The sequence below is a fragment of the Microbacterium sp. ISL-103 genome, assembly GCF_018613995.1.
Taxonomy (GTDB): Bacteria; Actinomycetota; Actinomycetes; order Actinomycetales; family Microbacteriaceae; genus Microbacterium.
Map to the genome: position 1 here is coordinate 1 of NZ_JAGGPD010000234.1, position 8718 is coordinate 8718.

Here is an 8718-nt window from a genome sequence, read left to right on the forward strand (position 1 = left end):
CGAGTGGGCCGACCATGAGGATGACGAGGCCGACGTTCAGGGCGCACGACACAGTGAGGAAGATGAGCGGCGTCCGCGAGTCGCCGATCGCGCGGATGATCGCCGAAAGGTAGTTGAAGAACATCGTCGCGCTGGCGCCGAGGAAGCTGATCTGCGTGAAGATCGTCGCCTCGGCCATCAGCTCGGGCGGGGTCTGCAGCAGGGCGAGGGTCGGTGCGGCGATCAGCGGGGCGACGATCGTGAGCACGACACTCGTGATCCCGGTCAGGATCACGCCGGTCGCCACCGAGCGCCGAACGGCCGCCCCGTCGCCCGCACCGAACGCCTGGGCGATGGGGATCGCGAAGCCGCTGGTGAGGCCCCAGGCGAAGCCGATCAGCAGGAACAGCAGGCTGCCCGTGGCGCCGACGGCGGCGAGCGACTCGACACCGAGGTGCCGGCCGACGAACACGGCATCGACGAACTGGTACATCTGCTGCACCACGTTGCCGAGCAGCAGCGGGATCGAGAACGAGAGGATGACACGCCACGGGCGGCCCGTGGTGAGAGAGGTGGCCATGGGGAAGCGGCTCGCAGAACTGGGGGGTGATCGGGGTTCAGTACCAGGATATCGAATCGATTCGGTTCGATGCCATCCCCGATCGGCAAGTACGGTCGGAAGGATGCCGCAGCAGGACGCGGCACGGAGCACCGGAGGTTCGAGCGATGACGACAGAGAAGACAGGCCGGTCCGTCGGGGTGGACGGATCCGCCGACGGTGACGAGCAGCATCTGAAACGAGCGCTGAGCAACCGCCACATCCAGCTGCTCGCGATCGGCGGGGCGATCGGCACGGGCCTGTTCATGGGCAGCGGCAAGACCATCTCGGTCGCCGGCCCGTCGGTGATCTTCGTCTACATGATCATCGGCTTCATGCTCTTCTTCGTCAGGCGGGCGATGGGCGAGCTGCTGCTGTCGAACCTCAAATACAAGTCGTTCAGCGACTTCGCGAGCGACCTTCTCGGGCCGTGGGCAGGCTTCTTCACGGGGTGGACGTACTGGTTCTGCTGGGTGGTCACCGGTGTCGCCGATGTGATCGCGATCGCCGGCTACACCGATACGCTGTTCCCCGGCATCCCGCTGTGGATCCCCGGCGTGCTCGTCATCGTCATCCTGCTCGCGCTGAACCTGCCGACGGTCGCCGCCTTCGGTGAGATAGAGTTCTGGTTCGCGCTGATCAAGATCATCGCGATCGTCGCACTCATCATCACGGGTCTCGTGATGATCTTCACCGGCTTCCAGCACGATGCGGGCACGGCGAGCTTCAGCAACCTGTGGGACCACGGCGGCATGTTCCCGCACGGATTCATGGGGTTCGTCGCCGGATTCCAGATCGCGGTGTTCGCGTTCGTCGGCGTCGAACTCGTCGGCACGGCCGCCGCCGAGACGAAAGACCCCGAGCGCAATCTGCCGAAGGCGATCAACGCGATCCCGATCCGCATCCTGCTGTTCTACGTGGGCGCGCTCGTGATCCTGATGGCCGTCACCCCCTGGACCGAGTACGTCGCGGGCGAGAGCCCGTTCATCGCCATGTTCGCGCTCGCGGGCCTCGGCATCGCCGCCACGGTCGTGAACCTCGTCGTGCTGACCTCGGCCATGTCGAGCGCGAACTCGGGCATCTACTCGACGTCGCGCATGGTGTTCGGACTCGCGCAAGACGGTGACGCCCCGCGCATCTTCGGCCGCCTGTCGAAGCGCCGCGTGCCCCAGAACGCCCTGTTCCTGTCGTGCATCCTGCTGCTCGCGGGCGTCGTGCTGCTGTACTCGGGCGACGACATCGGCACCGCGTTCGACATGGTCACCACCGTGTCGGCCGTCTGCTTCATGTTCGTCTGGACGATCTTCCTGTGCAGCTACCTCGCCTACCGCCGCACCCGCCCCGAGAAGGCTGCGGCGTCGAAGTTCCGCATGCCGGGCGGTGTCTTCATGGTCTACGTGGTGCTCGCGTTCTTCGTGTTCATCCTCTGGGCGCTGACGACCCAGCCCGACACCCTGACCGCGCTGCTCGTGACGCCGATCTGGTTCGTGCTGCTGCTCGTCGCCTGGCTGTTCGTCCGCCGCTCGCAGAACCACCTGACGCGCCACGCGGCGCACATCGCACACCTGCGAGACGACTCCGCGGAGTAGCGCGCGGGCGGTGGGATGCCGAGAGGGGTTCCGACAGCCCCTCCCTCGTCGCGGGGCACGCGCGTAGCGTCGGCCCTGACGAAAGGACATCTGATGCACACTCGCACACTCGGACAGGGCCTCGAGGTCTCGGCCGTCGGTCTCGGCTGCATGGGAATGTCGCAGAGCTACGGACCGAATCCGGGCACCCGCGACGAGATGATCGGCGTGCTGAGATCGGCCCTCGATCTCGGCGTCACCTTCTTCGACACGGCGGAGGTCTACGGTCCGTACGTCAATGAGGAGCTGGTCGGCGAAGCGCTCGAGCCGATCCGCGACGACGTCGTGATCGCGACCAAGTTCGGCTGGCGCATCGAAGACGGCAAGAGCGTCGGCCTCGACAGTCGGCCCGCGCAGATCCGCCGCGTCGCCGAGCAGTCGCTGAGCCGTCTGCGCACCGACGTGATCGACCTCTTCTACCAGCACCGCGTCGACCCCGATGTGCCGATCGAAGACGTCGCGGGCACGGTCGCCGAGCTGATCGCCGAAGGCAAGGTGCGTCACTTCGGTCTGTCCGAAGCATCCGCCTCGACCATCCGACGCGCGCACTCCGTGCAGCCGGTCACCGCACTCCAGAGCGAGTACTCGCTCTGGACGCGGGATCCCGAATCCGAGGTGCTGCCGGTGCTCGGCGAGCTCGGCATCGGCTTCGTGCCGTTCAGCCCTCTCGGCAAGGGATTCCTCACCGGCACGGTCGACCAGACCACCTCTTTCTCAGACGGGGACATCCGCGGCACGATCCCGCGCTTCAGCGAGGAGAATCGGGCCGCGAACCAGGCCCTCGTGAGTCATGTCACGGCTCTCGCGGAGGCGAAGGAGGCATCGTCCGGTCAGATCGCGCTGGCCTGGCTGCTCGCCAGGGAACCCTGGATCGTGCCGATCCCCGGAACCCGCCGCACGTCTCGCATCGCCGAGAATGCGGGAGCGACGGCCGTCGCGCTCTCGGCCGACGAGGTCGCCGATCTCGATCAGCTCGCCGAGCGCGTCGGAGTGCAGGGAGACCGGTACAACCCTCAGCAGATGTCGTTCGTCGATCGGTGAGCCGACACGTGCGCTGGGTAGTCTGAGGCGGATGAATCCGCCCCGCAGCTACCCGGCCACGATCGCCGCGCCGGTGGAGCACGAGATCGTCATCAAGAAGTCCCGGTTCATCGCGACCGTCGAACCCGTCGACTCGGTCGACGACGCAGAGGCCGTGATCGCGCGCCTGCGCAAGCGGTGGTGGGAGGCGCGACACAACTGCAGCGCGATGGTCACGGGGCTGCTCGGAGATCAGGCCCGATCGTCGGATGACGGCGAGCCGTCGGGCACCGCGGGCGTGCCGATGCTCGAGGTGCTGCGACGGCGGGAGCTGACCGACGTCGTGGCCGTCGTCACCCGTTACTTCGGGGGCGTGAAGCTCGGAGCCGGCGGATTGGTGCGCGCCTACTCGTCGGCCGTGTCGGAGGCTCTCGACCAGGCTGCGCTCGTGCACCGCCAGTCGCTCACGCAGGTGACGATCGACGTCTCGCACGCAGACGCCGGTCGCTTCGACAACCTCCTCCGCGACTGGTCGGGGCATCACGGCGCCACTCTCGGCGAACCCCACTACGCCGCGCTGGCGACGCTCGAGGTGTGGGTGCCCGCGAACGAGCTCGCCCGGCTCGCTGACGACCTCGCGGCAGCATCCGCCGGCGCCGTCGTGCCGCTGCGCGGAGTCGAGCGCATCGTCGACGTGCCGGCCTGACCTCAGCCGACGCCCCCGGCTGATCCACAACAGCATCCGGATATTCTGGATGCCGCGATCTCGGAAGGAGAGCGATGTTCGACAGCCCGCTCTCGGCTTCTGCCTATGAGATCCTCGGCGTGGACCCCACCGTCGACGACGCCGAGCTGCGGCGCGCGTATCGTCTTCGACTTCGCCAGACCCATCCGGACACCGGTGGCGACGCCGCCGTGTTCATCCAGGTGCAGCGCGCGTGGGAACTCGTCGGCACCCCCGAGGGCCGCGCCGCGTACGACCGCCGCTCGGGCACGCATCCCGGCATCCCTGCCGAGCCGGAGTGGAACGGCTGGCGCCCGCAATCGGCGACGCGCACCGACACCCGCCCCCGGGCGCGCTCCTACGGCCACCCCGGCGGATGGCGGCGAGAGCGGTACCTCTCACTGATCCGCGAATGGGCCGGTCGGGGCGTCGAGGTTCCCGATCCCTACGACCCCGCCCTGGTGCGATCCGCCCCGCGCGACCTGCGCCGTCTGCTCGCCGATGCCCTCGCCGAGGAAGCGACCGCCCGCACGGTGAGCGCCCTCGGCATGGGATTCACCGTGTGGCATGACGTCGCCACCTCCACCGACCCCGACGACAAGCTCGACCACGTCGTGCTCAGCCCGTCGGGTCTCTATGGCGTCATGTCCGAGGACTTCGGCGGCGTCGTGGGCTTCCGTCGCGGCGAGATCACGGGCCCGAGCCTCGGCACCCGCGCGCCCGTCACCGCCGCGCTCTCTCGGATGCGCACGGTGGCCAAGGCCGCCCGGGTGAAGTTCGGCGGCGTGATCATGGTGCTCCCCGACGAGGATCTGGCCCAGGCCGTCACGCCGCTCGGCAGCAGCCGTGGCGTGCCCGTCGTGGTCGTGCGCCGCAGTGCACTCGCGATGGTGCTGCGCCAGGGCGTTCCCGGTGCGCGCGCGATCGGCGGCAACGAGCTGTTCGACGTGCGCACCCGCCTGCAGCAGACCGTCACGTTCGTCTGATCAGGGCACGGCCCCATATTCCGACACGTTGGATGCTGTCACCCCGAACCTCTTGACCAGGATCGTCAAACCGGTTTACACTCGCTTCACCCGCATCCGTCAAACCGGTTAAACCCCGAGACGAGGATGCGGCCGATCAGCCGATGTTCCACGAGGAGGTGGCATGAGCCGCACGACGATCGCCGACGTCGCCCGCGAGGCCGGCGTCACCAAGGCCACCGTCTCGCATGCGATGAGCGGCAAGCGGCCGATCTCCGACGACACGAGGGCGAAGGTGCTCGCCGCGGCCGAGAGACTGAACTGGGTGCCGAGCCAGAGCGCGCGCGCACTGGCCACGCAGACCGCCAACGCGATCGCTGTCGTCCTGGCCCGCGACCCCGAGGTCATCGCCAACGACTCGTTCTTCCCCGCTTTCATCGCCGGGGTCGAATCGGTGCTCGCCGAGACCGAGACCGGACTGATCCTGCACGTCGTCCCCGATCGCGCCGCCGAGGAGCGCGCCTACCGCGCACTCAGCCACGGACGCGCCGACGGCGCCCTGCTGCTCGACCTGCGCACCGACGACTGGCGCGTGCCACTGCTCGAAGAGCTCGACCTGCCAGCCGTGCTGGTCGGCGCCTACGAGCAGCCGACCCGGTTCTCGTGCGTGCGCACCGACGACGCCGAGCCCGTGCGCGAGATCATCGCGCACCTGCGCGCCGACGGGCACGAACGCATCGCGCACGTCTCCGGCCCTCTCGACTACGTGCACTCCCGGGTGCGAGCGGATGCCTACATCGAGGCCGTCGGCGGCGACACTCTCCTGCGCGAGGGCGATTTCACCGCGTCGAGCGGTCGGGCGCTCACCGCCGATCTGCTCGGTCTGACCGATCGCCCGACCGCGATCCTCTACTCGAACGACACGATGGCGATCGCCGGACTGTCGTTCGCCCGCTCAAGCGGCCTCAGCATCCCCCGCGATCTCGCGATCGCCGGCTTCGACGACGACCACCTCTCCGCCCATCTCTCCCCTGCACTGACGAGTGTCTCGTCAGGCCCGGCCGCGCGAGGACGCGCGGCAGCCCGTCGGTTGCAGGCCGACATCCTCGGCGCTGAACCGCGCACCGAGGTCGTGGACTGCAACGTCGTGCACTTCCGGGAGAGCACCGCCCGTTAGACGATCACCCGAACCATCGCGTCAAGGAGGACACCATGAAGAAGAAGATCCGCGCAGCAGCGCTCTTAGGAGCGGTCGCGCTCGTCGCCACCGGATGCTCGGCAGGCGGCGGGGGCGGTGGAGGCGAGGCCTCTGCCGGAGCGACCGGTCCGATCGACATCTGGCTGTCGAACAACGAGCAGGAGGTCGCCTGGGGCACCGCCGTCGTCGAGGCGTGGAACGCCGAGCACCCCGACGAGAAGGTCAACGCCCAGGAGATCCCCGCAGGGTCGTCGTCGGAGGAGGCCATCACAGCCGCGATCACCGCCGGCACCGCACCGTGCCTCGTCTACAACGTGGCCCCGGCCGCCGTGTCGGGCTGGGTCAAGCAGGGTGGCCTTGTCGACCTCAACACCATGGAGGGCGGCGGCGACTACATCAGCGAGCGCGGCGGCGACGTCGAGTCGTACGCGACCGACGGCAGCTTCTACCAGCTGCCGTGGAAGTCGAACCCGGTGATGGTGATGTACAACAAGGCGCTGTTCGAGGCGGCGGGCATCGATCCCGAAGATCCGCAGATGGCGTCGTACGACGACTTCCTCGAGGGCTCGCGTGCGATCGTCGACTCCGGAGTGCAGAGCGCGATCTGGCCGGCTCCCACGAGCGAGTTCTACCAGCCCTGGTTCGACTTCTACCCGCTCTACCTCGCCGAGACCGACGGCGAGATGCTGGTCGAAGACGGAAAGTCGACGTTCGATTCCGATGCCGGCAGCGAGGTCGCCGAGTTCTGGAAGACCTTCTACGACGACAAGCTCTCGCCGAACGAGGCCTCGACCGATGACGCGATGTCTGCCGGCACGACCGCCATGCAGCTCGCCGGCCCCTGGGCCATCCCGTCGTACGCCGACACGGTCGACGTCGGGTTCATGCCCGTGCCGACGAGCGACGGCCGGGAGAACCCGACCACCTTCGCCGACTCGAAGAGCGTGTCGATGTTCACCTCGTGCGAGAACCAGGGCACGGCGTGGGAGTTCCTGAAGTTCTCGACCAGCGTCGAGAGCGACGGACAGCTGCTCGAGGCCACCGGCCAGATGCCCATGCGCACGGATCTGCTGGGCACCTACGCCGACTACTTCGACGCGAACCCGAACTACGTGGCGTTCGCCGAGCAGGCCGAGGCGACGGCCGACGTTCCCAGCATCCCGAACTCGGTCGAAGCCTGGCAGGCCTTCCGCGACGAGTACTCCGCCGCGGTGATCTTCGGGAAGAACTCGATCGACGACTTCCTGAAGAACGCCGCGACGAAGATCGACGACCTCGTCGCCGAGTGACGAGCCCGTCATGACGCTCCGAGACGACGCCGTCGCGGACGTGGCCGGGGGCGCTGCAGCCCCGGCCCCGTCCGCGGGACGGCAACCGAGGACGCGGTTGCGCACCCGACTGCTGGGTGCGCAACCGCTCGGCGGCCTCTTCGCGCTGCCGTACTTCCTCTTCGTGATCGCGATCTTCGCGTACCCCCTCGGGTTCGCGATCTACATCGCCTTCCACGACTACTTCTTCACCGCCCCCAACGTCGAGGTCGAGCGCCCGTTCGTGGGCTTCGACAACTTCGTCACCGTGCTCACCGATCCGCGGGTGCTCGGCTCGTTCCGCAACACGCTGATCTTCCTCGTCATCAACGTGCCGCTCACCGCCGTGCTCTCGCTCGTGCTCGCCACAGCACTGAACACCGGCATCCGCTGGGTCGCCGCCTACCGGGTGGCGTTCTACGTGCCGTACCTGACGGCCAGCGTCTCGCTCGTGGGAGTGTGGATGCTGCTGTTCTCGGGCAACGGTCTGATCAACACCATCCTCGGCCCGCTCGCCCCCGATCCGTCGTGGTTGGTGAACAGCGGTCTCGCGATGCCGATGATCGCGCTGTACGTGACGTGGAAGCAGCTCGGCTTCTACATCCTGCTGTACCTCGCGGCACTGCAGAACGTCCCGAAAGAGCTCTACGAATCGGCCGAGACCGACGGCGCCGGAGCCTTCTCGCGCTTCTGGAACGTCACCGTGCCCGGCGTGCGCAGCGCCACGACGCTCGTGCTGATCCTGTCGATCATCACCGGCGCCAACCTCTTCACCGAGCCGTACCTGCTGACCAACGGCGGCGGCCCCGACGGGGCTTCCTCCACACCCGTGCTGCTGATCTATCAGCTGGGCATCCAGCAGCAGAACCCCGACACCGCGGCAGCGATCGGCATGATCCTCGTGATCCTGGTCGGCATGCTCTCGCTCGCCGCCAACCGCGCAACCAGGGAGCGATGACCATGAGACGCAAGCGTTCACTGCCCCGCATCCTCAGTCTGATCCTGCTCACGGTCGCGGCCATCGGCTTCGCCTTCCCGTTCTACTTCATGCTGGTCGGCGCGTTCCAGGAGAGTCCCACCAACTCCCCCGACGAGCTCTTCCCGACGAGCGGGTGGACGGTCGACAACTTCCTCGCGATCGACTCCCGCATCGACCTCGCGGGCTCCCTGCTCAACTCGCTGATCTTCACGGCGGGTGTGCTGCTGGGCACCGTGGTGTTCGGGCTGCTCGCCGGTTATGCGATCGCACGACTCGACTTCCGCGGCCGAGGCGTCATCTGGGTGCTCATGCCGCTCGTG

The 8718-nt window shown here is 67.8% G+C and carries 8 protein-coding genes and 1 pseudogene; 8 read left to right on the top strand and 1 reads right to left on the bottom strand.

What is annotated here, in order from left to right:
• Positions 1-559, bottom strand: a 559-nt coding sequence (locus tag J7E68_RS09585) for an MATE family efflux transporter (RefSeq protein WP_251048836.1), incomplete at its 3' end; no start/stop codon positions are given.
• A 146-nt stretch (positions 560-705) separates the two neighbouring features.
• Between J7E68_RS09585 and cycA the strand changes: the two genes are divergently transcribed.
• The 8 genes and pseudogenes from cycA to J7E68_RS19755 form a co-directional block, all read left to right on the top strand.
• On the top strand, positions 706-2166 hold the full coding sequence (cycA, locus tag J7E68_RS09590) for a D-serine/D-alanine/glycine transporter (protein ID WP_251048837.1): 1461 nt from the start codon (positions 706-708) through the stop codon (positions 2164-2166).
• A 93-nt stretch (positions 2167-2259) separates the two neighbouring features.
• Positions 2260-3246, top strand: coding sequence for an aldo/keto reductase (locus J7E68_RS09595; protein ID WP_215172045.1), 987 nt, complete (start codon positions 2260-2262; stop codon positions 3244-3246).
• Positions 3247-3277: 31 nt separating this feature from the next.
• Positions 3278-3931, top strand: a complete 654-nt coding sequence (locus J7E68_RS09600) for a YigZ family protein (protein ID WP_215172047.1) — start codon at positions 3278-3280, stop codon at positions 3929-3931.
• A gap of 74 nt (positions 3932-4005) precedes the next feature.
• Positions 4006-4935 (top strand): DnaJ domain-containing protein, encoded by a 930-nt coding sequence (locus J7E68_RS09605; RefSeq protein WP_215172049.1) that lies wholly within the window; start codon positions 4006-4008, stop codon positions 4933-4935.
• A gap of 163 nt (positions 4936-5098) precedes the next feature.
• A complete protein-coding gene (locus J7E68_RS09610) occupies positions 5099-6091 on the top strand; it encodes a LacI family DNA-binding transcriptional regulator (RefSeq protein WP_215172051.1) in 993 nt (330 codons plus the stop codon).
• 35 nt (positions 6092-6126) lie between these two features.
• Positions 6127-7401, top strand: a complete 1275-nt coding sequence (locus tag J7E68_RS09615) for an extracellular solute-binding protein (RefSeq protein ID WP_215172053.1) — start codon at positions 6127-6129, stop codon at positions 7399-7401.
• 10 nt (positions 7402-7411) lie between these two features.
• Positions 7412-8377 (top strand): carbohydrate ABC transporter permease, encoded by a 966-nt coding sequence (locus J7E68_RS09620; RefSeq protein WP_251048838.1) that lies wholly within the window; start codon positions 7412-7414, stop codon positions 8375-8377.
• Positions 8374-8718: pseudogene (locus tag J7E68_RS19755) on the top strand (carbohydrate ABC transporter permease); the annotation flags it as partial. The gene J7E68_RS09620 and the pseudogene J7E68_RS19755, both read left to right, overlap by 4 nt.